Origin of the sequence: Mesorhizobium sp. YM1C-6-2, from assembly GCF_003666685.1 — a bacterium.
Classification (GTDB): Bacteria; Pseudomonadota; Alphaproteobacteria; order Rhizobiales; family Rhizobiaceae; genus Mesorhizobium_K.
The window spans coordinates 344,943-366,207 of record NZ_RCIZ01000003.1; the positions used below are offsets into that span (position 1 = coordinate 344,943).

Genomic DNA, 21,265 nt, shown 5'->3' on the forward strand with positions numbered 1-21,265 from the left:
GCGGCAGGCAAGTCAAGCGGAGCAGAAAAGATGACCACGACGCAAAGCCACGAGGACAGACCGCTCGACGTGCTGGTGGCCGGGGCAGGCTATGTCGGGCTCGCCACCGCGGTTTCGCTGAAGCAGGCGCGGCCGAACCTCTCGGTGGCGGTGGTCGACGCGGCGCCCGCCGGCGTCTGGCAGAAGGACACGCGGGCCTCGGCGATCGCGGCGGCGGCGAGCCGCATGCTCGACCGGCTGGGCTGCTGGGAAGAGATACTGCCGCAGGCGCAGGCGATGACGGAGATGGTCATCACCGATTCGCGCACGACGGATCCGGTGCGGCCGGTGTTCCTGACCTTCGACGGCGAGATCGCGCCGGGCGAACCTTTCGCCCACATGGTCGCCAACAAGGTGCTGAACGGCGCGCTGCGGCGGCGCGCGGCGGAGCTCGGCATCGACATCATCGAGGGCGTCGCGGTGTCCTCCTTCGAGGCGGGACCGGCGATCATGAAGGTGCATCTGGCCGACGGCGTGTCGGTCGAGACGCGGCTGCTTGCGGCGGCCGACGGCGTGAAGTCGAAACTGCGCGACATGGCCGGCATCAAGACGGTGACCTGGGAGTACGGCCAGTCGGGGATCGTCTGCACGGTGGGCCACGAGCGGCCGCACAACGGCCGCGCCGAGGAGCATTTTTTCCCCGCAGGGCCTTTCGCCGTCCTGCCGCTGAAGCCTGGAGAGGACGGCTCGAACCGCTCGTCGATCGTGTGGACGGAACGGACGGCGGACGCCGAGAAACTGGTTTCGGGCGACGAGCTGGTGTTCGAGGTCGAGCTGGAGCAGCGTTTCGGGCTGAAGCTCGGCGAAATCCGTGTCGAGGGCAAGCCGCGGGCATGGCCGCTCGGACTGACGCTGGCGCGCGCTTTCGTGGCGCATCGTTTCGCGCTGGTGGGTGATGCCGCGCACGGCATCCATCCGATCGCCGGGCAGGGGCTCAATCTCGGCTTCAAGGATGCGGCGGCGCTCGCCGAGACGGTGGTCGAGGCGGATCGGCTCGGCCAGGACATAGGCACTCTCGACGTGCTGGAGCGCTACCAGATCTGGCGGCGCTTCGACACGGTGCAGATGGGGGTCACGACGGACGTGCTGAACCGCATGTTCTCCAGCGATTTCGCCCCGCTGAGGCAGGTGCGAGACATCGGGCTCGGCCTCGTCGACCGCATGCCGCGGCTGAAGGAGTTTTTCATCCGCCAGGCGTCGGGGCTTGCCGGCGACACGCCGCGGCTGCTGAAGGGCGAGGCGATCTAGCCGATCCCGGTGTGCCGAGGTCCGTCCGAACGCAATGGACTCGGCCCGCCCGGAGGCTCATAACGCGCAGGCAGCCGGCGATGCCGGCACTCGTCCGCCGCGGAGGGAAGCAAATGGACAAGCCGCGTATCTTTCTCGGTTCTTCGGGAAAGCAGGAAAGGCTGCTGGATGATTTGACGAGCGGCCTCTCCGATATTGCGCATGTCGATCCGTGGACGACGTCGTTCAACCCCGGGACGACCACGCTGGAGCGCCTGGTCGAGCTTGCCCATGAAGTGGATTTCGCAGCGTTCGTGTTCGCCAAGGACGACTGGACGGCTGCAAGTACGTCCGGGCCGGCGTCGCCGGATGCCGGCCAGGCCTCACCGCGCGACAATGTCGTGTTCGAAGCGGGACTTTTCGGCGGCGTCCTCGGGATGCGGCGCACCTTCATCCTTCATTCGAGAGGGGCGAAGCTTCCGACCGATCTTCTCGGACTCACGTCTATACGCTACGGCGATGCGGACACCGCCGACGAGATACAGATCATAGTCGACAAGCTGCGCAAGGCGATCGAGAACGAAGGACGGATGGCCGACATAGAGGGCCTGTGGTGGCAGTTTTCGCTGTCGGAGCGCAGCCAGAAGGAACCCTCGGCGGTCAGCCTCCTGCGCATATCGCGAGACCGCAAGGGCGCGCTGGAGATAAACGGGCGTTCCTGGCAGGAGGACGGCCGGCTCTCGGCGAGGTACTGGAGCGAAGCGGCAAAGGAGAGGCGGGAGCCTTCCGGACTGTTCTACTACTGGAACGGCGAAAGGCCCCTGGACCCCAACGCCCCGCATCTGGAGGGGACAGGCGAGATCCGCCTGGAGTCGGCAGACCGGGCGAACGGCTATTTCACGACCCGCTCCGATGGGCGCCAGAAAGTGAATGCGCGGACATCGGGCATCTATGTCCGCGCCGGCTCCGAGGACCTGAAAACCCTGGACGGCTCGGACAACGCCCAGCGCGCGAAGCTGATCGCGGACATGCTGTCCCATTGGAAGGCCACGATCAGCACGTGAGACGCGTGCCCTAAGCTTCACCGCAGGGCAGGCAATAGTCCGACCACGCCGAAGGGCTTCAGGCGACCCAGGTTCCTTGGAGCGTCTCTGGACGCAAAACCGCTGCGCACTTTTGCCGGAATCGGCCTAGCTGCCGGGAATGTCGTAGACCGCCCTGACCTCGATCGTGCCCCATTCGGCGATCGGGATCTCGCTTGCGATCTCGAGCGCTTCCTCGCGGCTGTCTGTATCGATCATGACGAAGCCGAGCAGTTGCTCCCGGGTTTCGGCGAAAGGACCGTCCATCATGACGACCTTGCCGCTTCGCTTGCGGATGGTGGTGGACGTGCTCGTCGACTGCAGGGCCTGGGCGACGACCAGCTTGCCGGCTTCCTCGATCGATTTGTCATGGGCGGTCGAACGGCGGTCTAGCTCCGCCAGCCCCTCCTTGCTCAGGGCCTGCAGATATTTCTCTTCGCCGTAGACGAGACAGACATAGTTCATCGCTTGCTCCTTTCAGTCTGTTGGGCGGTGGTTCGAGCGGAGGACGGACGCGAACAGCGAAGGCCGACATTTTTCAGGCGGTTCTTTTGAGGGATTTTCGAGTCGAAGCATGCCGGGGTCCCGCGTATAGTGCCCGCCGTGCCGTGAAATTTCCGTCCGGCCTACCGTTTCAACCCCAGGAGAAGATGATCATGGACCGTCATGCCACAGCCGTCTGGAGCGGCACGCTGAAGGAAGGCAAGGGCACCGTAGACACGCAAAGCGGGGCGCTGAAGAGCGTCGGCTATTCCTTCAAGGGCCGGTTCGAGGACGAAAGCGGCAAGTCGGGCACAAATCCGGAAGAGCTCCTGGCCGCCGCGCATGCCGGCTGCTTCGCCATGCAGCTCTCGCATTTCCTCGCCGAGAACGGCACCCCGGCGGAAAAGCTCGACGCCAAGGCCGTGGTGACGCTGGTGCCGGGCACCGGCATCACCGGCAGCGCGCTGACGCTCACCGGCACGGTTCCCGGCATCGACGCCGCCAAATTCAAGGAACTGGCCGACAAGGCGAAGGCCGAATGCCCGGTGTCGCGCGCGCTCGGCGCCATCAACGTCTCTCTCGACGCCAAGCTCGGCTGAGCCGCCACGGCGCGGAGGCGACGGCCTCCGCGCCAGCCGACGAGCCTCTCCCGGGCAGCGCCCGGAACCTGCGCCCCCATTGCGCGTTCTTGCCGACCGGCATCTGAGGGGCGTCATGGAACAGCTCGTCGAAGAATTCGCGCATCCTACCTACACGTCGTTTCCGGTGATCGTGGCGCGGCTGCTGCTCGCGGCCATCTTCGGCGCGGCGATCGGCTTCGAGCGGGAATGGCGCAACCGGCCGGCTGGCCTGCGCACGCATGTGCTGGTCTGCGTGGCGGCGGCGACCTTCGCTATCCTGACCATCGAGATCATCCACGCCCCGATGTTCACCGCCGATGCGCTGGGCGATGCGGTCAAGGTCGATCCGATCCGCGTCGTCGAGGCGGTGACGGCCGGCGTGGCGTTTCTCGCCGCGGGCGTCGTCATCTTCACGCGCGGCCAGGTGCACGGGCTGACGACGGGCGCCGGCATGTGGCTCGCCGGTGCGATCGGCGTCGCCTGTGGCCTTGGTCTCTGGCAGATCGCCCTTTTCGCGACCGTTCTGGCGCTGGCCGTGCTCGTCCTGCTCTATGCGTTCGAGAATGAGATGGACATGAACAAGGGCGAGGATTTCGACCTGCCGGAGGGCGGCGGCGATGCCCGGCGCGCAACGAAGCCCAAGGCGGACGATCCGACACATTCGGAACCGCGCAAGGAGTGATCCTGCGCCGGGCAGCCGGTCACTTCTTCGGCACGACCTTGCCCGGCATGGACAGGTCTCCCGAGGCGATGTCATGGACGCCGGTCACGCAAAGCAGCGGCGCCTTGCCCTCGCCGTTGACCTGCAACTCGGCCGTCACCGCGTCGAACGAGGCCTGTTCGCCGCCCTTTACCGGTACGGTTACGCGGGCGGTCTTGCCTGAAAGCTGCGGCGACATGCCGGGGCTGTCCAGCGCCAGCGGCAACATGGGCGCGGTGGCAGGCAGGACGTCGACGCCGGGCGAAACGTCGAGCACCTTCAGGCCGGCGCCGCAGGCGGCGTCCTTGCCGAGCACCACCCAGTGGGAGTGCCAGGAAGCGCCGTCATCGGACGGGTCGCCGTTGGCGTTCTCGTCGAACAGCGGCGTATCGTCGAAATCGGGATGGGCGGTGATGGCAAGCGCAAGAATGCCCGACTTTTCGGCAAAGCCGGCGGTGGCGGGATCGAGTCACGCACGCCAGGCGCGCTTACGGCGTATCTGGGGGTAACGAAAGGAACCGTCTCGCAGACGCTAATGTCGCTCGAGCGGGCAGGGCTGGTGTCCAAGACGATTGACGCGGCCGATCGGCGATCGGTGAAGCTGGAGCTTACCGATGCAGGCCGCGACCGGTTGCGCCGGGACGAGATCGCGAGGGTCCAGGCGATGGTCGACGCGATGCTCGAACTGGACCGCCTTCGGCTCGACGACGCGCTGCGGCAATTGCTGAAGACGCGTCTCGAACTCGAGGGCGGCCGCGCCTTCGGCCTGTGCCGGACCTGCCGTCATTTCGCGGCCGATGCGCGAGGTCCGGCCAAGCATCATTGCCGGTTGCTGGATGAGCCCCTGGCCGACGCGGAGGCGGACGAGATTTGTTACGAGCAGGAAGCCGCGTGATGCGCAGACAATCCCATGGCTCAGCCGCACCAGCGGCGGCTGACGACGAGAACCGGGGCGAGCCATGAGCACGGGTGCAGGCGATATCGACCTGGCGCCGCCGCTCCAGGTCGCGCAATGGCTGAACACGGACGTCCCGCTCGACCTCGCGTCGTTGCGCGGCAAGGTGGTCCTGATCGTCGCGTTCCAGCTTCTGTGCCCTGGCTGCGTCAGCCAGGGCCTGCCGCAGGCGAACCGGATCCATCAGAGTTTCGGTCCGTCGGACCTTCAGGTGCTTGGGCTGCACAGCGTCTTCGAGCACCACGATGCGCAAGGTCCGGTCACCCTGGCCGCCTTCCTGCACGAGAACCGTATCCGGTTCCCGGTCGCCGTCGACGCTCCCGCGGACAACGGGCCGATTCCCCGCACGATGCAGGATTACCGGCTTCAGGGTACGCCGAGCTTCATGCTGATCGGGCGCGATGGTGGGCTGAAGGCGGTCCGGTTCGGCCATGTTCCCGACCTTCAGATGGGCGCCGAAATCGCGCAGTTGCTGCTGGAACGCCGGCCTGACGTTTGAGGCAATGGCCGCTCCGCTCGGCAATTGCCGATGGCGAGCTTTGTTGGTATGAAGGCCGCCGATGGAAGAGCTGTTCGGAGATTCGGCCTACAAGGGCTTCGTGCTGCAGGACAAGAAGCGCCTGCCGGCGCGCTTCTTTGCGTGCGTCACGGGCGCGCTTACGAGCCGACTCCGCTAGCCCCGACTTCGGCCGATTGGCCCGTCCGGCGCGGCCGGAACCTTTCCTGACATTTCTTCGACAATCGACGGATTTACGCACATGAGCGCACCGCGCACCCTCTACGACAAGATCTTCGACGACCATATCGTCCAGCGCGACGAGGACGGCACCTGCCTGCTCTACATCGACCGCCATCTCGTTCACGAAGTGACCAGCCCTCAGGCTTTCGAAGGGCTGCGGATGACGGGTCGTCAGGTCCGCCATCCGGAAAAGACGCTCGCCGTGGTCGACCACAACGTCTCGACCTCGCCTGACCGCAAGCTCGGCATCAACAAGAGCGAGGAAAGCCGCATCCAGATCGCGGCGCTGGCGCAGAACGCCGCCGATTTCGGCCTCGAATATTATTCCGAGAACGACGTCCGCCAGGGCATCGTCCACATCATCGGCCCCGAGCAGGGCTTTACGCTGCCCGGCATGACGATCGTCTGCGGCGACAGCCATACCTCGACGCATGGCGCGTTCGGCGCGCTGGCGCACGGCATCGGCACCTCGGAGGTCGAGCATGTGCTCGCCACCCAGACGCTTATCCAGAAGAAGGCCAAGAACATGCTGGTGCGCGTCGACGGCCAACTGCCGGAGGGCGTCACCGCCAAGGACATCATCCTCGCCATCATCGGCGAGATCGGCACGGCGGGCGGCACCGGCTACGTCATCGAATATGCGGGCGAGGCGATCCGCGCGCTGTCGATGGAAGGCCGCATGACGATCTGCAACATGTCGATCGAAGGCGGCGCCCGCGCCGGCCTCATCGCGCCCGACGAGACGACCTTCGCCTACGTCAAGGACAAGCCGCGCGCGCCGAAGGGCAAGGCCTGGGACATGGCGCTCGACTACTGGAAGACGCTAAAGACCGACGAGGGCGCCCATTTCGACAAGGTCGTCGTGCTCGACGCGGCCAAGTTGCCGCCGATCGTGACCTGGGGCTCGTCGCCGGAGGATGTCGCCTCGGTCACCGGAGCGGTGCCCGATCCTGCCGGGATCGAGGACGAGAACAAGCGCAACTCCAAGAAGCGCGCGCTGGAATATATGGGCCTGGAGCCGGGCACCAAGATGACCGACATCACGCTCGACCGCGTCTTCATCGGCTCCTGCACCAACGGCCGCATTGAGGATCTGCGCGCCGTCGCCAAGGTCGTCGAAGGCAAGAAGGTTGCCGCGAGCGTCAACGCCATGATCGTGCCGGGCTCAGGCCTGGTGAAGGAGCAGGCGGAGAAGGAAGGCCTCGACAAGATATTCATCGAGGCGGGCTTCGACTGGCGCGAGCCGGGCTGCTCGATGTGCCTTGCGATGAACGACGACCGGCTGAGCCCCTACGAGCGCTGCGCCTCGACCTCGAACCGCAACTTCGAGGGCCGCCAGGGCTTCAAGGGCCGCACCCACCTGGTGTCGCCGGCAATGGCGGCGGCGGCGGCGATCGCCGGGCATTTCGTCGACATTCGCGACTGGAACTGAGGCCGGCCAGCCAGCGAGGACTACTCAACGGCGCCCCTCGGGGCGCCGTTTTCGCAGACGGGTCAGTCGGACCGCCTGACGAACTGGTGGTAGTTGTCGCGGCGGCCGGGAACCTCCTCCTCGACTACCAGCGCCAGCCTGTTCTCGTCGAACACCTTGAACCACTCGTCCCATTCGACGAGCTCATAGCCGCCGGCGTTCGTCGGCCGGTCGGCCCGATCCTGGTCCTGATAGGCGGCCTGGTCGAAGACGAGCCGCAGCATGGGCTGGGTGCCGCCCGCCGGCGAGATGTCGACGATGGCGGGAAAGCCCGAGCGGGCGGCGGCCCAGTCACGGACTGCCTGATGGTCGGTGATGAGGATTGTCTCGGCCATCTCAAATCTCCTTTGCGGTTGCCAGAACGCTGGAGCGGAAGGCGGGTTCCGCGCGCCCTTGCTTCAAATCGGCTCGCCTAACTTAACGGTATCTTTGCGCCTCGCGGGTTAAGTGTCGAGCCCGGACCGCATGGGGGCGGCGCGTTATTGGACAACCAACTCTTCATAGCGCTGCTGAACCCGGCGATCTCGCTGACGCTCGCCGCAGCGTTTCTTCTCCTCTGGCTTTACCGGAGGCGGCGCTCGCATCTCCTGATGGTCGCGGTCGCCTTCACCGGCTCGGCCATAGGGTTCATGCTGCAGTACTTCGTTCTGCCGGTCGGCCTGCCGGTGAGCCGGCTATTGTCCACCCTGTCGTTCACCATTGCGGTGCTGGCGCTGGCCGGCGCGGTGATCGCGCGCTACGGGCGGACGCCGCCATGGGGCCAGATGGGCCTCCTGGCCCTGGGCGGATTGGCCGGCTTTGCCTGGTTCATGTTCGTCGAGCAGCATCTGACCTGGCGCGTTTTCTCGATCAATTTCGCGTTCGGGGGCATATGCCTCGTCGTTGCGGCTGAGCTGAAGGCCATTTCCGGAAGGGGGGCGATCGAGCGCATGATGATCGCGCTTGCCCTGCTGTCCGCCGCGAACTTCCTGATCCGGCCGGTGGCCGCCATGGCGCTCTACGGCTCGTACCAGTCCTATGACGGGTTTTACTCCTCGTTCTACTGGACGACGGCCGTGCTGTCGCATGCGGTGTTTTCGCTGCTCATCGCGCTTTCGCTGTTCACCGACGAAGCGTTGGTGATGATGCACAAACTGCATTCGGATTCGCTGACCGACCCGTTGTCCGGGCTGCTCAACCGGCGCGGTTTCGAGGCGAAGGCTTCGGCTCTGCTGGAGACATGCGCACGCATGAACCTGCCCGCCGCGCTGATCGCCGCCGATCTCGACCGCTTCAAGGCGCTGAACGACCGCTACGGACACGCCGCCGGCGACCGCGTGATCGTGGAATTCGCGGCGCGCCTGCGGATGGCCGCCGGCACGCGCGCCGTGGCCGGCAGGCTCGGCGGCGAGGAATTCGCCGTGCTGCTGCCGATGACCGACCTGGCGGCCGCCAGGCTGTTCGCCGACGCGGTCCGCACCGTGTTCTCGAGCGCCGAGATAGACGGGCTGCCGCCCGAAACGAGGGTGACGGCCAGCTTCGGCATCGCCGCGCGCGCCGGAGACGAAAGCCTCGCCGAACTTACGCACCGGGCCGACGAGGCGCTCTATCACGTCAAGCGGGGAGGACGCGACGGCGTGCGCGTCTCCTATCAGCACGTGCCCGAAGACCTGCCGTCCATGGTGATGCTTCGGCCGGCGTGAGGCGCCTCGATTTCGAGCGTGCGCAACCAGACGTTGATGACTTATCGGTTTCGATGTCAGATATTAACGGCTTCTTTGTCGGCGCGTGATCCAATGGGCTGAAAGAATGTATCGCTGATCATGACGGGCGCGGGTTTCATTCTCACCATCAACATGTTCGTCGCGGGGCTGCTCGCCGCGGCGTTCATGGCGATCGCCGCCTACGACCGACGACGGGAATCCGCGCGATGGCTGGCCCTCGGTTACGCGATCGGGGTGGCGAACTTCCTGCTCGAACTGGTTATCGCGACCGTCGGCACCTCGACGGTGCTCGTGCTTGCCTCCTACGCCGCGCTGCTCGCCGCCTTCACGGCGTTCAACGTCGGCATCGCCCGAAAATATGCGGTGCCGGTGCCGTGGACGATCATGGCGGTCATCTTCGTCGCGTCGCTCGTCGGCTGTTACTTCCTGCAGGACATGCCGCGCGAGTCCTTCGTGCGGATGCTGCTCTACCAGTCGCCCTATTTCATCATGCAGGCCATCGCGACGGGGATCGTCGCACAAGCCAAGATCCGCGCGCCGGTCGACAACGTGCTCATGGTCCTGCTGGCAGGAAGCGCGCTGCAGTTCCTGTCGAAGCCTTTCCTCCTGGCGAGCTTCGGCGGCACAGGGGCCAGCCCCGACCAGTATGTGAGGACCGATTACGCGCTGTTCTCCCAGTCGATGGGCACGATCTTCGCCATAGCCGTCGCGCTGATGCTGCTCGTCATCCTCGTTCGCGACGTGCTGGCCGAGGCCGACACGCGATCGCAGACCGATACGCTGTCGGGGCTGCTCAACCGGGGAGGCTTCGAAACCCGTGCGGCGAGAGCGCTGCTGGAAGCCGACAGGCTGGGCGTGCCGGTCTCGCTGGTGATCTCCGATCTCGATCATTTCAAGTCGATCAACGACAGCTTCGGCCATGCGGCCGGCGACGCGGTTATCGTGACCTTTGCGGGATTCCTGCGCTCTGCCATGGCCGAGCACCATGTGGCGGGGCGGGTCGGCGGCGAGGAATTCGCCGTTCTGCTGCCCGGCACCAATCTTGTCGCGGCACGGCTTTTCGCCGAGGGCACGAGGAATGCCTTCGGCGGACTGATGGTGGAGGGCCTGCCGGCGACGAAACGCTTCACGGCGAGTTTCGGGGTCGCCGAGCGCGCAAAGGGCGAGACGATCTCCGACCTCATGGGGCGTGCCGACAAGGCGCTCTATCTGGCGAAGAACAGCGGCCGCGACTGCGTGAAGATCGCACCGAGGCCAAGCGGCCGGCGCGGCGACGACAAGGGCGCGGCGATCAGCCTGGTGTGAGGCCCGGCTTGGTCGCGGAGCCGGTTTCGGCTTTTCCCGGCGCCACCTTCTGGGCAGTGGCTATAGGTGTGGTGACCAGCCGGTACTTCGCAAGCTCCTCCGGCGAAAAATAGTAGAGCGCCTGCGGCGGCGTATCGAGCGCGTGCAGCCAGAGCGTCGGGTCGATGCCCATGTCGATGAGATGGCGGGAGATGCGCGCGGTCGTCGCCTGCGCATCCGCCATGGCCTGGGCCGGCGCGGTCGTAGCTTGCGAGGCTGCGTAGAACTGGTGCACGCCGACCGCCGCCATCGGCCCGGCGGTCCGCGTCAGGCCGCCGGCGAGGAGGAGCGGGCAGGACGAGGCGCAGATGGCGCCGTCGGCGACCTGCGTCGCGATGCCCCTGCCGCGCACCAGCCTGGCCATCGCCATGGCGTCGTCGAGTGCACCGCCGGGCGAGTTCAGCGAGACGGTCTTCACGTATTCGCCGCGCGCCTCGATCTCGGCGGCGAAACGGGCGGCGGCGCCCTGATCGATGCTGCCTTCGGCGGCGAGCACGCCGTCGCCCTGCAGCGTGAAGGTCATCGGGCGGGCAAGAATCTCCTCGCCGGTGGTGACGAAGCGGCGCGGATCGCCGGACGGCAGCGGCGTGTCGGTCTGCACGACCGGCGGCAGGATCGGATCGGAAGGCGCGGCGGGCATTGAGGCTTCGGGAGCCCACCAGCCGTTCTCGCGCGACAGTTCGTTGAGGTCGAGCGCCAGCACGCCGATGGCACCGAGAAGCATGCCGCGGAAGACCCAGCGCACGACCTCGCCGTCATCGAAGCGCGCAAAATAGCGGACGATGGGGTTGCGCCGCCGCCGCGGCGCACCGTCCAGGGAAGCAGGCAAGGCCCCGGGAAGCGGCTGGACTTCGCTCATGGATCGCTCCGCTTGCGCTCGCCGAGCGTCAGCGGCGTGACGTTCTCGGCGGATGGCGGGACAGGTTCGGCGGAAGCCGCGGGCTGCTGCTGTTCCTGGGCGGCCTCCAGCCTTGCGGCAGCCTGTCTCCGGGCGAGCAGAGCTTCATGCAGATCGAGCGAGCGCATCATGTCGCCGGCGGTGATGCGGTCGGCCTCCTCGATATCGTCCTCGCCGCGCCGCATGGCCGCATGCACGACGCACATCACGCCGACCAGCACGGCGGGCAGCAGGTCGATGGAGATCGCGCCGGCCCAGCTCGGGATGAAGTCGGCGGCATAGCGGATGACGGCTTCAGCCGAGGTCAGGGGCACATAGCGGCGTTCGGGCACCTTCGGCTGGGCGAGGATTTCGCCGGCGGCGTCGGCGAGCGCCTTGGACTGTGCTTCCACCGAGGTGCGGATGGTCGCCATGACCAGGTCCTGGCGGCCTGCGAGATCGCCGGTCGAGCCGTCCGCGACCGGGGCGATGAAGCCCACCGAGAGGTCGGCCGCGGCGCGCATCACCGACGGCGCGATCGATGTCTGCTCCAGCGCCGCGATGACGCCGGTGAGCTTGACGGCCTCGGCCGCGAACTGATCCGAGCGCTGGTCGATCGGACCCGGCGCCGATACGAGGCCGCGCATGGTCGCAAGATGTGACTGGCCCTCGGTGAAACCGTTCTGCACCGTCTCGCGCGAAGCTTCGATGGTCGCGGCGAGCTCGTTCATCTGCGCCGACATCTGGGTGAGCAACTGCACGACGCTGCCCGATCCCGACGTGCCGGTCAGCGCGCCCGTCGCCTGCTCGTCGGCGGCAAGCCTGGCAAAACGCTCCGACGCGCGTTGGATGTCGGGCAGCAGGGACAGTGCGCCGAGCGCATTGCCATGGGCCTGGTCGAGATCCGCCGTGTAGTCCTCAAGGGTGACGGCGAGATGCTGTTCCACGGCCGCAGAGCCGGCGAGCGCGGCGGCGTTCAGCCAGGACGACATGGCGACGATCATGGCGCAGCCGACCGCCATGATGCCGACCAGCGCCAGGCGCGATCCGCCGTCCCGCATCTCGGGAAGGAAGCGGATCAGGTAGATCCAGAAGCCGTACATGGCGACCGAGACCGACACCGAGTAGATGACGGCGGCGAAGAAGACGAGGGTCGCGGAACCGTCGAGCAGCGAGCGGACGCCGAGATAGGTGTAGACGCCGCTGCCAAGCGCCAGCGTCGCCAGCACGAAACGCGTCATCGTTTCGAGGGACGCAATATGCTCCTTCAGGCGGCGTGTCTGAACGGCGCGGCTCATCTGTCCTCAACTCTCACGCGTGCGCCCCGCAACGGGACGCAGAAAGATGACCAAATCAGGGCTGGACGCGTCTGATCGCGGCGCCGGGCGCGGCGTGTTCGCGGCCGCCGCACCACTTGCCGGGGAGATCCGGCAGCTCGCCGTCTTCGAGGCCGTACATGTAGCTGCGGCCCTTGAGCAGGACGGCCGGCCTCCAGCACTCGTAGGGCACGGCCTCGTCGTCGTTGTAATAGACGACGCCGTCCGGGCTGGCGGCTCCTTCGTAGCTGGCGAGTTCCCGGGCAAGATGGCCCTGGCCGACGACGATGCGCTTGTAGCCGCTGCGGCTGTGGACGACGAGATTGCCGAAGCTGTCGGCATAGATCCGGTCGTGGTAGGGGCCGCCGCCGGCATAGGCGGGAACGGCGAGCCCGCCGGCCACCAGGGCAAGGGCGAGCGGCAGGAAGCTCAGTCCACTCAGTCTCGAACGCATGCGCGTCATCCTTCGTGCGGGTCAGGGCAATCGCCCTTCGCCTCCTCGCCGACAAGTTAACCTTTTCTTAAGCTTTGTTAATAGCTCAAGGCCGGATGCCGGTCACGGCTTCGGCAAACATGGTTAATATCGACGGAGCGGTGTTGCGGCGGCGGAAGCTGATTCGACCTCTCCGGCTCATTTTGCGCTGCAACAGACGGGCCGCCCGGTTCAAATCGATTGAAGCAGGCGATCCATCCTCGCGCATGGGGCTGTCGGGGCTAAATATCCGCGCCGGAACGGTTTTCGCACTTTGACGCGGTGCAAAAAGAGTTTTAGGGAAGCGGGCAGCAAACGTCGCAAACCGCGCCCGTCATGTTTATCCGGAAGGGCAGCGATAGGCGCCTATCTGGGGGAGCCATGAGCAAGGCCGCAGCCACCCGAGCAAGACCGCTTTCACCGCATCTGACGGTCTATCGCTGGCCCATCACCATGACGATGTCGATCCTGCACCGCATCACCGGCGGTGCGCTGTATGTCGGCACGCTGCTGGTCGCCTGGTGGCTGATCGCCGCGGCGACGTCGGAGAGCTATTTCAGCTTCGTCGACGGCCTGGTCGGATCGTGGTTCGGGCTGCTCGTGCTGTTCGGCTACACGTGGGCGCTGTTCCTGCATCTCCTAGGCGGGGTAAGGCACCTGATCTGGGACACCGGCGTCGGCCTCGAGAAGCACACGGCATCGCAGCTCGGGTGGGCGACGCTGATCGGCTCGGTGGTGCTGACGCTTGCCCTCTGGGCCCTTTATTTCACGGCCGGGTGACGAAGATGAGCGACATGCGAACCCCTCTGGGCCGAGTGCGCGGCCTCGGCTCCGCCAAGGAAGGCACCGACCATTTCTGGCTGATCCGCCTGTCGGCGATCGCGCTGGTCCCGCTCGCCTTTTTCGTGATTGGCTGGATCGTGTCGTTGCGCGGCGCGGACTCCGCCCAGATCAAGGCGTCGCTTTCATATCCGCCCACGACTTTCGTCGTCGGGCTGTTCGTGCTGATCAGCCTCTATCACATGCGGCTCGGCATGCAGCTCATCATCGAGGACTATGCGCACAACGAGCTGAACAAGCTGGTGCTCTTGATCCTCAACACCTTCTTCACGATCCTGATCGGCGCAGCCTCGCTGTTTGCCCTTCTGAAAATTGCATTCGGGGGCTGATGTGACCGCGTCTTCGACAAGCACGAAGCCTGCCTACACCTATATCGACCATACGTTCGACGTCGTCGTGGTGGGCGCCGGCGGCGCCGGGCTTCGCGCCACGCTCGGCATGGCCGAGCAGGGACTGAAAACCGCCTGCATCACCAAGGTCTTCCCGACGCGCTCGCATACGGTGGCGGCGCAGGGCGGCATCGCCGCCTCGCTGCAGAACATGGGCCCCGACAGCTGGCAGTGGCACATGTACGACACCGTCAAGGGGTCGGACTGGCTGGGCGACACCGACGCGCAGGAATACATGGTGCGCGAGGCGCCGGCGGCGGTCTACGAACTCGAGCACTACGGCGTGCCCTTCTCGCGCACCGAGGAAGGAAAGATCTACCAGCGGCCGTTCGGTGGCCACATGATGAACTATGGCGACGGACCGCCGGTGCAGCGCACCTGCGCGGCGGCCGACCGCACCGGCCATGCGATCCTGCACACGCTCTACGGCCAGTCGCTGAAGCACAATGCGCAATTCTTCATCGAATATTTCGCGCTCGACCTGATCATGGAGCCGGACGGGCGCTGCACCGGCGTCGTCGCCTGGAACCTAGACGACGGCACCATCCACCGCTTTTCCGCCAAGATGGTCGTGCTCGCCACCGGCGGTTACGGCCGCGCCTATTTCTCGGCGACGTCGGCGCATACCTGCACCGGCGACGGCGGCGGCATGGTGGCGCGGGCCGGGCTTCCCCTCCAGGACATGGAGTTCGTCCAGTTCCATCCCACCGGTATCTACGGCGCCGGCTGCCTGATCACCGAGGGCGCGCGCGGCGAGGGCGGCTATCTCGTCAATTCGGAAGGCGAGCGCTTCATGGAGCGCTATGCCCCCTCCGCCAAGGACCTTGCGAGCCGCGACGTCGTCTCGCGCTGCATGACGATGGAAATCCGCGAAGGCCGCGGCGTCGGCAGGAACAAGGACCACATCTTCCTGCATCTCGACCATCTCGATCCGGCCGTGCTGCACGAGCGACTGCCGGGCATTTCGGAGTCGGCCAAGATCTTTGCCGGCGTCGACGTGACCCGCGAACCGATCCCGGTGCTGCCGACGGTCCACTACAACATGGGCGGCATCCCGACCAATTATTGGGGCGAAGTGCTGAACCCGACCGCCGACAACCCCGACCGCGTGTCGCCCGGCCTGATGGCGGTGGGCGAGGCGGGCTGCGCCTCGGTGCACGGCGCCAACCGGCTGGGCTCCAACTCGCTGATCGACCTGGTCGTCTTCGGTCGCGCCGCGGCGATCCGCGCCGGCCAGGTCGTCGACCGCGAAGCGCCGGCGCCCGCGATCAACCACGCTGCGGTGGAGAAGATCATGGAGCGCTTCGATCGGCTGCGCCATGCCAGCGGCGGTTCGCCGACCGCTGTGGTGCGCGAAAAGATGCAGCGCGCCATGCAGGAGGACGCGGCGGTGTTCCGCACGCAGGAATCGCTGGAGAACGGCTGCAAGCGCATATCGGAGATCTGGGGCGAGCTGAAGGACCTGCACGTCACCGACCGCTCGATGATCTGGAACTCCGACCTCGTCGAGACGCTGGAGCTTGAAAACCTGATGGCCAACGCCATCGCCACCGTCCACGGCGCCGAGGCGCGCAAGGAGAGCCGGGGCGCGCACGCCCGCGAGGATTTCTCCGACCGCGACGACGCGAACTGGCGCAAGCACACGCTGGCGCATGTGGCGCCCGACGGCAAGGTGACGCTCAGCTACCGGCCGGTGCACACCGAAACCATGCTGCCCTACGACCAGGGCGGCATCGACCCGGCCAAGATCGCGCCCAAGGCGCGGGTGTATTGAGAAGGGACGGCTTCGAATGGTTGAACTAACCCTTCCCAAGAACTCGCAGATCAAGCAGGGCAAAACCTGGCCGAAGCCGGAAGGCGCGACCAATCTGCGCGAATACCGGATCTATCGCTGGAACCCCGACGAAGGCGGCAATCCGAGCGTCGACACCTATTTCGTCGACATGGACGATTGCGGGCCGATGGTGCTCGACGCGCTTTTGTGGATCAAGAACAAGATCGACCCGACGCTGACGCTGCGCCGCTCCTGCCGCGAGGGCATCTGCGGCTCCTGCGCGATGAACATCGACGGCTCGAACACGCTGGCCTGCACCAAGGGTGCCGACGACATCAAGGGCGCGGTCAAGGTCTATCCGCTGCCGCACATGCAGGTGGTGAAGGACCTCGTGCCCGACCTCACCACCTTCTACGCCCAGCACGCCTCGATCCAGCCCTATCTGCAGACCGTGTCGCCCGAGCCGGCCAAGGAATGGCGGCAGAGCCACGAGGACCGGCAGAAGCTCGACGGGCTCTACGAGTGCATCCTCTGCGCCTGCTGCTCGACCGCCTGCCCGAGCTACTGGTGGAACGGCGAGCGCTATCTCGGACCTGCCGTGCTCCTGCAGGCCTACCGCTGGCTGATCGATTCGAGAGACGAGGCAACCGGCGAGCGGCTTGACAATCTGGAGGATCCGTTCCGCCTCTACCGCTGCCACACCATCATGAACTGCACGCAGACCTGCCCGAAGGGATTGAACCCGGCCAAGGCGATCGCGGAGATCAAGAAGATGATGGTGGAGAGAAGGGTCTGATCTTGTCGGACGACCTTCCCATCCTCAATCCTGCTGAAGCCCGCATACTCGGTTCGCTGATCGAGAAGAAGGAGCTGACGCCCGACGTCTATCCGCTGACAGTGAACGGCGCGCTCGCGGCGGCCAACCAGAAGACGGCGCGCGAGCCGGTGATGGAGCTCGCCCAGACCGAGGTCTACCGCGCGCTGAAGATGCTCATCGAGAAAGGGCTGGTACGCCAACTTTCGGCGACGCGGGTCGAGCGTTACGAGCATGTTCTGCCGCAGAAATTCTCGCTCACCCAGCCGCAGATCGCCATCATCGGCCTGCTTCTCCTGCGCGGACCGCAGACGGCGCACGAGCTGATGGCGCGCTCGGAGCGCATGGCGCGTTTCCAGTCGGTCGATCAGCTGCGCGGGGACCTCGACCTTCTGATCGGCCGGCGGCCGCCGCTGCTGCAACTGATCGAACGCGGCCCCGGCCAGCGCGAGGACCGCTACGCACAGCTTCTCACCGGACCGGTGCAGGCAACGGCCGCCCCTGCTTCGGGCGCTGTCGCATCATCCTATTCGTCGGATCTGGAAGGACGCGTCGAAGCGCTGGAGCGGCAGGTGGCCGAGCTGACGGAGAAGCTGCGCATCCTCGCCGGCGACTGACCGCCGCCGGCGTCAGAGGATCTCGAACACGAACGCCTTCACCAGCACGTCCGGCTCGGCGATGGCGAAGGCCCGGAAAGGCGGGCTTTCCTCCATGGGCCGCCAGCGTCCAGCCTGTTCAAGCCGGCTAAAGACGTCCAGGAACCCGTCCCTTTCGAGCACGCTGTCGCGAACGGTGAAAATGGCATGGCCGCCGGGTCGCGCGATGCGCACAAGTTCGTCGAGGCTGGATGCCGGGGCGTGTCCTTCGGTGAACACGCCGGTCGACAGGAACGCCGTGAAGTAGTCGTCCGGCCAGGGCAGCGTCTCGCCAAGCGTCGCGCGCTTCAGGGCGCTGTAAGCGTTTCGCCGTCGCGCGAGGCCAAGCATCTCCTCCGAGAAGTCGAGCCCCTCGATCGCGTCGTAGCCGAGCGCCCGGAGATAGGGACCGGACAATCCGGTTCCGCAGCCGGCGTCGAGCAAGGGGGCGTTCCTGACCGGCACGTAACGCGCCACCCAGCCGGCGATGATGAAGGGCAGGCAGTAGCCGAGCTCCACCGTCTGGCGGTCGTAGCCGCTCGACCATTTCGCGTAGGCCGACGCGAGTTCCCCGGCGGAGTTCGCCGCATAGACCTCTTCCAGCGCGGATTTCTCCGGATTCATCCGCTTCCTCCTCCCCTTTGGCGCATCCGCCGCTCGAGCGCGCGCAGCGCGATCGACAGGCCGACCGTCAGGATAAGATAGATATAGGCGACGATCGAATAGGTTTCGAAGAAGCGGAATGAGCCGGCGGCGTAGATCTTGCCCATCTGGGTGATGTCGGCGACGCCGAGCACGGAGACAAGGGAACTGTCCTTGACCAGCGCGATGAAGTCGTTGCCGAGCGGCGGCAGGATGGTGCGGATCGCCTGCGGCATGACGATGTGGCGAAAGCGGCGATAGCGCGACAGGCCGAGAGCCTTGGCCGCCTCTATCTGGCCGGCGCCAACGGACTGGATGCCGGCGCGGAAGACCTCGGCGATGAAGGGCGAATAGCCGATCATCAACGCAAGCACGGCGCGCCACAGCAGCGGCACGTCGCGCACCTGCAGCTCGCCCGCGATACCCGCCTGCTGCAACGGGGCGGTGACGAAATTCCAGCCGGCGACGAAGGCCGGCACGCCGGCGAAGGCGATCCAGAAGAGCAGCACCAGGATGGGGATGCCGCGGATGATTTCCACATAGAAACGCGCGGTCTGCCGGAGCACGGACGAGCCCGACAGCGCCATGAGCGCGATGCCGAGGCCGATCGCGGACGCCGCGGCGAAGGAGACAAGCGTGACGGCGATGGTGATGCCGATCCCCTTGGCGACGGTGGCGAAGACCTGGCTGTAGAGATCGCTGGTGAAGATCGCGACGGCGGCGGCTGCCGCCAGGACGAGGGCCGCCACCAGCCACCACGGAAACTCGGCCCTGCCCCTCCGGTCCGGCGAACCCTCCGGCATGATCAGCGGCGGACCGGCAAAAGACGCTCGAAAATCTGCTCGGTGACGCCGCCGCTCCACTGGTCGGTCTCGGTCTCGCCGGTCAGCGAGAAGCCGAAGCGTTCATAGAGGCTGCGTGCGGCGTCGAGGCCGGCGAAGGTGGTGAGCCAGATGCGCTCGTAGCCGCGCTCGTCGCAGAAACCGACCGCGCGGCCGAGAAGATCGGCGCCGAGCCCCTTGCCCTGCATCTGCTCGCCGACGATGAACCATCTGAGATGCGCGCCCTGAGAGCCGCCGCCGGTCTGGTCGATGATGACCGAGCCGACGGCATCGCCATCCAGATAGGCGACGAGGAAAAGATCGCGTTCGGCGTCGTGGCGCGCCAGGAACTCGGCAAGCTCGGCGCCGACCTTGGTCTCGAAGGGCAGGCCGAAATTCCAGTGCCGCGCATAGTAGCCGGCATGCAGCCCGACGATGGCCGCGAGCGCTCCCGGCCGGTATCCTGCGATCTCGTATCTTACCGTTTCGGCAGCCATCAGCAGCGGGTCACGGCCTGTAGTCGACAAACCATTTCTGGGTGAGCTTGTCGAAAGTGCCGTCGGACTTGAGCGCGGCGATGCCGGCGTTGATCGGCGCAACCAGTTCGGAGCCCTTCGGGAAGATGAAGCCGAATTCCTCCGCCTGCAGCGGCTCGCCGATCATCTTCAGCGCGCCGCCCGAGCCGTCGGCGATGAACTTGCCGGCCGCGCTGTCGGTCAGCACGAGGTCGACGTCGCCGACCTTCAGCGCCTCGACGGTCGCCGCAAATGTCTCCATCAGCTTGATGCGCGGGTTGGCCTCGTTGCCGTCGAGCACATTGTAGACGGCGACGTAGAAGGGCGAGGTGCCGGCCTGCGCGCCGACCAACAGCTTCTCGTCGGCGGCAAAACTCTTGGCGTCGGTGAAGCGTTTTTCGTCGCCGCGCACCAGCATGAAGATCTCGGACTTCATGTAGGGATCGGAGAAGTCGACCTTCTCCTTGCGGTCGTCCTTGATGGTGATGCCGGTCATGCCGATGTCGTACTGCTTGTCCGAAACGGCCTGGATCATCGCATCCCAGGAGGTGTTCTGGTACTCGACCTTGAAGTTCAGCCGCTTGGCGAGCTCAGCCATCGCATCATATTCCCAACCGACCGGCTGACCGGTCTTCTGGTCGACGAACTGGAGCGGGAAATAGGCGTTCTCGGTGACCACCACGACGGTCTTGCCGCCGAGGTCGGGCAGCGCCTGGGCGCCGGCCGCGCCGGCCAGGAAAGCGCCGGCGACGAGACCGGCGAGCGCTGCAACTAGTTTCCTCATGTTCCGCTCCTCAAACCAAACCCCTGCCGCCAGCAAGCAGCCTTCGGCCAGACTGTAGCGGGACGGCGCGCGCGCTTGCAAGCGGCGGCAGTGCATCCCGGGAGCCGAATCGAGAACCGTTTTGCCGGAGACGCTGCGTGCGAGGAATGCAGCGCCGGCGCGATGACCAAAGAAAAAGGCGGCCGGAGCCGCCTTTTCGCTTGAACATGCAGCCAGCCTTATTCGGCGGCGTCAGCCTTCTCGGCAGCCGCTGCCTTCTCGGCGGCTTCCTGCGCTGCCTTCTCGGCGGCCAGGGCCTCTGCAGCGGCGACCTTCTCGGCCTCGAGCTTCGCCTTCTCGGCCAGCAGCGCGTCGCGCTCGGCGTCGTTCAGCTTGCGGGCGCGCACGCCGGTGTTCTCGGAGATGCGGGCCGACTTGCCGCGGCGGTCGCGCAGGTAATAGAGCTTGGCGCGGCGAACCTTGCCGCGACGGACGATCTCGACGGCCTCGACCAGCGGCGAATAGACCGGGAACACGCGCTCCACGCCTTCGCCGTAGGAGATCTTGCGGACGGTGAAGTTCTCGTTGAGGCCGGCGCCGGAGCGGGCGATGACGACGCCCTCATAGGCCTGGACGCGGGTGCGCGATCCTTCGGTGACGCGCACCTGGACGCGGACGGTGTCGCCCGGCTGGAATTCGGGAAGCTTGCGCTTGGCTTCGATCTTGGCGGCCTGCTCGGCCTCTAGCTGACGGATGATGTCCATCGGATGTACCTTTCTTGCTTCTCGACAGCCAGAGCGCCCGACGCTCGCCTTGCAGTCTCGGATCTTCCGATCCCGGCCGCTCGGCTATGCATTTCCCGCCAGACGGCCGGAAGAAGCAGGGGCGAATTCACCGTCCTTATGACGGGTCCGGAGGAAAGCTCCTCAGGTTCGGGCGGGGCGATACACCAAAAGTTCGGCGTTGTCACGTCCCGTAGCACATTTTTGCCGTTTCGGCAGCGCCGGCAAGATCACTCCTGCTAGAGGCTTCAATATAGGCAAG

At 66.0% G+C, this 21,265-nt stretch carries 25 protein-coding genes; 14 read left to right on the plus strand and 11 right to left on the minus strand.

Annotation, left to right across the window (positions count from 1 at the left end; translation table 11 throughout):
- Positions 1-30 precede the first annotated feature (30 nt).
- Complete coding sequence (locus D8676_RS10345; protein WP_121581080.1) at positions 31-1,287, plus strand: ubiquinone biosynthesis hydroxylase; 1,257 nt, start codon at positions 31-33, stop codon at positions 1,285-1,287.
- Positions 1,288-1,400: 113 nt separating this feature from the next.
- Positions 1,401-2,330 (plus strand): TIR domain-containing protein, encoded by a 930-nt coding sequence (locus D8676_RS10350; protein ID WP_121580790.1) that lies wholly within the window; start codon positions 1,401-1,403, stop codon positions 2,328-2,330.
- 126 nt (positions 2,331-2,456) lie between these two features.
- On the opposite strand, the gene D8676_RS10355 is transcribed toward D8676_RS10350, so the two are convergent.
- On the minus strand, positions 2,457-2,813 hold the full coding sequence (locus tag D8676_RS10355; protein WP_121580791.1) for a YciI family protein: 357 nt from the start codon (positions 2,811-2,813) through the stop codon (positions 2,457-2,459).
- Between the two features lie 191 nt (positions 2,814-3,004).
- On the opposite strand from D8676_RS10355, the gene D8676_RS10360 reads away from it, so the two are divergent.
- Positions 3,005-3,430, plus strand: coding sequence for an OsmC family protein (locus D8676_RS10360; RefSeq protein ID WP_121581081.1), 426 nt, complete (start codon positions 3,005-3,007; stop codon positions 3,428-3,430).
- A gap of 115 nt (positions 3,431-3,545) precedes the next feature.
- Positions 3,546-4,133, plus strand: coding sequence for an MgtC/SapB family protein (locus D8676_RS10365; protein WP_121580792.1), 588 nt, complete (start codon positions 3,546-3,548; stop codon positions 4,131-4,133).
- A 19-nt stretch (positions 4,134-4,152) separates the two neighbouring features.
- Here the strand turns inward: D8676_RS10365 and D8676_RS10370 are convergent, their stop codons facing one another.
- On the minus strand, positions 4,153-4,470 hold the full coding sequence (locus tag D8676_RS10370) for a hypothetical protein (protein WP_245426708.1): 318 nt from the start codon (positions 4,468-4,470) through the stop codon (positions 4,153-4,155).
- Between the two features lie 9 nt (positions 4,471-4,479).
- Here D8676_RS10370 and D8676_RS10375 point away from each other — a divergent pair, with 9 nt between their 5' ends.
- The 3 genes from D8676_RS10375 to leuC all read left to right on the plus strand — a co-directional run bounded on the left by D8676_RS10375 (position 4,480) and on the right by leuC (position 7,277).
- Complete coding sequence (locus D8676_RS10375) at positions 4,480-5,046, plus strand: MarR family transcriptional regulator (protein WP_245426709.1); 567 nt, start codon at positions 4,480-4,482, stop codon at positions 5,044-5,046.
- Positions 5,047-5,110: 64 nt separating this feature from the next.
- Positions 5,111-5,605 (plus strand): redoxin domain-containing protein, encoded by a 495-nt coding sequence (locus tag D8676_RS10380; RefSeq protein ID WP_121580793.1) that lies wholly within the window; start codon positions 5,111-5,113, stop codon positions 5,603-5,605.
- A gap of 259 nt (positions 5,606-5,864) precedes the next feature.
- The gene (leuC, locus tag D8676_RS10390; RefSeq protein WP_121580795.1) at positions 5,865-7,277 is read left to right on the plus strand and encodes a 3-isopropylmalate dehydratase large subunit; all 1,413 of its coding nucleotides are present in this window, start codon (positions 5,865-5,867) and stop codon (positions 7,275-7,277) included.
- 62 nt (positions 7,278-7,339) lie between these two features.
- Here leuC and D8676_RS10395 read toward each other — a convergent pair whose 3' ends face one another.
- Positions 7,340-7,651 (minus strand): hypothetical protein, encoded by a 312-nt coding sequence (locus tag D8676_RS10395; protein WP_121580796.1) that lies wholly within the window; start codon positions 7,649-7,651, stop codon positions 7,340-7,342.
- Between the two features lie 147 nt (positions 7,652-7,798).
- Between D8676_RS10395 and D8676_RS10400 the strand changes: the two genes are divergently transcribed.
- On the plus strand, positions 7,799-8,998 hold the full coding sequence (locus D8676_RS10400) for a GGDEF domain-containing protein (RefSeq protein WP_121580797.1): 1,200 nt from the start codon (positions 7,799-7,801) through the stop codon (positions 8,996-8,998).
- Between the two features lie 120 nt (positions 8,999-9,118).
- On the plus strand, positions 9,119-10,324 hold the full coding sequence (locus D8676_RS10405; protein WP_121580798.1) for a GGDEF domain-containing protein: 1,206 nt from the start codon (positions 9,119-9,121) through the stop codon (positions 10,322-10,324).
- Here the strand turns inward: D8676_RS10405 and D8676_RS10410 are convergent.
- From D8676_RS10410 to D8676_RS10420, 3 genes are read right to left on the minus strand one after another with little or no spacing between them, the layout of a single operon-like run.
- The gene (locus tag D8676_RS10410) at positions 10,311-11,222 is read right to left on the minus strand and encodes a hypothetical protein (protein ID WP_245426711.1); all 912 of its coding nucleotides are present in this window, start codon (positions 11,220-11,222) and stop codon (positions 10,311-10,313) included. The two genes, D8676_RS10405 and D8676_RS10410, sit on opposite strands and share 14 nt — an antisense overlap.
- Positions 11,219-12,538, minus strand: coding sequence for a hypothetical protein (locus D8676_RS10415; protein WP_121580799.1), 1,320 nt, complete (start codon positions 12,536-12,538; stop codon positions 11,219-11,221). Before D8676_RS10415 ends, D8676_RS10410 begins: the two co-directional genes overlap by 4 nt.
- A 55-nt stretch (positions 12,539-12,593) precedes the next feature.
- Complete coding sequence (locus D8676_RS10420; protein ID WP_121581084.1) at positions 12,594-13,010, minus strand: hypothetical protein; 417 nt, start codon at positions 13,008-13,010, stop codon at positions 12,594-12,596.
- 399 nt (positions 13,011-13,409) lie between these two features.
- Here D8676_RS10420 and sdhC point away from each other — a divergent pair, with 399 nt between their 5' ends.
- The 5 genes from sdhC to D8676_RS10445 are packed head-to-tail and all read left to right on the plus strand — an operon-like array spanning position 13,410 to position 17,462.
- On the plus strand, positions 13,410-13,808 hold the full coding sequence (gene sdhC / locus D8676_RS10425; RefSeq protein WP_121580800.1) for a succinate dehydrogenase, cytochrome b556 subunit: 399 nt from the start codon (positions 13,410-13,412) through the stop codon (positions 13,806-13,808).
- Positions 13,805-14,197, plus strand: coding sequence for a succinate dehydrogenase, hydrophobic membrane anchor protein (gene sdhD / locus D8676_RS10430; protein WP_183097052.1), 393 nt, complete (start codon positions 13,805-13,807; stop codon positions 14,195-14,197). The genes sdhC and sdhD overlap by 4 nt, the downstream gene beginning before the upstream one ends.
- 1 nt (position 14,198) lies before the next feature.
- Entirely contained in the window at positions 14,199-16,031 is a 1,833-nt protein-coding gene (gene sdhA / locus D8676_RS10435; RefSeq protein ID WP_121580802.1) for a succinate dehydrogenase flavoprotein subunit, read from the plus strand.
- A 16-nt stretch (positions 16,032-16,047) separates the two neighbouring features.
- Positions 16,048-16,827, plus strand: coding sequence for a succinate dehydrogenase iron-sulfur subunit (locus D8676_RS10440; protein ID WP_121580803.1), 780 nt, complete (start codon positions 16,048-16,050; stop codon positions 16,825-16,827).
- A 2-nt stretch (positions 16,828-16,829) separates the two neighbouring features.
- Positions 16,830-17,462 carry a DUF480 domain-containing protein gene (locus tag D8676_RS10445; RefSeq protein WP_121580804.1) on the plus strand — a complete coding sequence of 211 codons (633 nt, stop codon included), beginning with the start codon at positions 16,830-16,832 and terminating at the stop codon, positions 17,460-17,462.
- Positions 17,463-17,474: 12 nt separating this feature from the next.
- Here D8676_RS10445 and D8676_RS10450 read toward each other — a convergent pair whose 3' ends face one another.
- The 5 genes from D8676_RS10450 to rplS form a co-directional block, all read right to left on the minus strand.
- On the minus strand, positions 17,475-18,104 hold the full coding sequence (locus D8676_RS10450) for a class I SAM-dependent methyltransferase (protein ID WP_121580805.1): 630 nt from the start codon (positions 18,102-18,104) through the stop codon (positions 17,475-17,477).
- Entirely contained in the window at positions 18,101-18,925 is an 825-nt protein-coding gene (locus D8676_RS10455; protein ID WP_121580806.1) for an amino acid ABC transporter permease, read from the minus strand. The genes D8676_RS10450 and D8676_RS10455 overlap by 4 nt, the downstream gene beginning before the upstream one ends.
- A 2-nt stretch (positions 18,926-18,927) precedes the next feature.
- Positions 18,928-19,470 carry a GNAT family N-acetyltransferase gene (locus D8676_RS10460; protein WP_245426713.1) on the minus strand — a complete coding sequence of 181 codons (543 nt, stop codon included), beginning with the start codon at positions 19,468-19,470 and terminating at the stop codon, positions 18,928-18,930.
- Entirely contained in the window at positions 19,451-20,242 is a 792-nt protein-coding gene (locus tag D8676_RS10465; protein ID WP_121580807.1) for a transporter substrate-binding domain-containing protein, read from the minus strand. Before D8676_RS10465 ends, D8676_RS10460 begins: the two co-directional genes overlap by 20 nt.
- 218 nt (positions 20,243-20,460) lie before the next feature.
- Positions 20,461-20,985 carry a 50S ribosomal protein L19 gene (rplS, locus tag D8676_RS10470; protein WP_121580808.1) on the minus strand — a complete coding sequence of 175 codons (525 nt, stop codon included), beginning with the start codon at positions 20,983-20,985 and terminating at the stop codon, positions 20,461-20,463.
- Positions 20,986-21,265: the final 280 nt, after the last annotated feature.